Consider the following 1,416-nt stretch of genomic DNA (forward strand, 5'->3'; position numbering starts at 1 on the left):
AGGTCAAGGAGCTCACACCAGCCCGATGATCGCAGCCCGCCCGCAACAGTCGATCATTACCGGGCCAGTTCGATCACAAGATCAGCGCCAGATCCGAGTTTGGTTCTGTCGACGATCACGTGGTCGGATTCGGTCGGCGGGCCCCGCGCGCCCGACTCCCCGGCTATGGTCGGGCCTCATGGATCGCTTCACTCCGGAGCGTCATTGGGTCGGCTGGCACCGGCAGTACGACGTCGCGGGGTCGTCCCTGCACCGGCGCCTCGCTCTCGTCCAGCGGCGCATCCGGCAGGCGCTGGACAGTCAGCCAGCGGGGGAGATCCGCGTGCTGAGCATGTGCGCCGGCCAGGGCCGTGACCTGCTCGGCGTGCTGGCCGACCATGCACGTCGCGACGACGTGCGGGCCCGGCTGGTCGAACTCGACCCCGAGCTTGCCGCCGACGCCGAGCACGCGGCGCGTTCGGCCGGACTGGACGGCGTGGAGGTCGTGGTCGGCGACGCTTCGGACTCCGGCGTGTACGAGGGCGTCACCCCGGTGAACCTCGCTCTGGTCTGCGGAGTGTTCGGAAATCTCAGCGACGTCGACGTGCGACACACCGTCGAGCAGCTGCCCCGGCTGTGCCGGCCCACCGCGACCGTGATCTGGACCCGTCATCGCCGGTCACCCGATCTCACTCCCGCTGTTCGCTCCTGGTTCGCCGACGCGGGATTCGAACAGGTCGGGTTCGACGTCGAGGACGGCTTTCTGATCGGTGTCGGAACGCACCGGCTGGTTGGACCGCCGTTGCCGTACCGGCCGGACATTCGGCTGTTCGACTTCGTCGGGGACGGCGACGACGCCCACCGGTAGGAAGCACGCGTCCACATCGATGACGCGCCGGCCGCCAACGATCACAGTATCCCCACCATCGCGCACACTCGCGATGACCGCCAGAGGGATCTGTCGACGGTCATGTAGCGGGCTGGTCCATGACAGACCACACACGGATAACTGTGATCATGTGGCCGGTGCCTGTCTGACCTTGAAGTTCTGTTCCCACACCTGGCGAAGGTGATCATAGACCGCGTCGAGCGGTTCGGAGATCGACTACGGCTGTCGGCCCACGCCAAGGCCGCTGGCGCGGCGTGTCCGCGCTGCGGCGTGTTTTCCCAGCGGGTTCATGGCCGGTACCGACGCAGGTTGGTAGACACCGCGGTCGGTGGCGCGCAGGTGGTGCTCGAGCTGCTGGTCYGCCGGTTCCTCTGCCTGGCGGCGGACTGTCCGGCTGTGACGTTCACCGAGCAGGTCGAGGGGCTGACCTCCCCGCACTGCCGATACACGCCGGCGGCTAGGGCCTGTTCTGAGTCCGGATCACAATCGGGGTGTTCGTCCTTCGTCCGGGTGCTTCGGCTGGTAGCACGGTTGTATGACGCGTGGTG

The 1,416-nt window shown here is 67.3% G+C and carries 2 protein-coding genes; both read left to right on the forward strand.

Annotation, left to right across the window (positions count from 1 at the left end):
• Positions 1 to 178: 178 nt before the first annotated feature.
• Positions 179 to 847, forward strand: coding sequence for a class I SAM-dependent methyltransferase family protein (locus tag BBK14_RS14480; protein ID WP_071062849.1), 669 nt, complete (start codon positions 179 to 181; stop codon positions 845 to 847).
• A 201-nt stretch (positions 848 to 1,048) separates the two neighbouring features.
• The coding region (locus BBK14_RS37000; protein ID WP_275078485.1) for a transposase family protein at positions 1,049 to 1,416 on the forward strand (368 nt) is incomplete at its 3' end.

It is taken from the genome of Parafrankia soli, assembly GCF_001854695.1.
Taxonomy (GTDB): domain Bacteria; phylum Actinomycetota; class Actinomycetes; order Frankiales; family Frankiaceae; genus Parafrankia; species Parafrankia soli.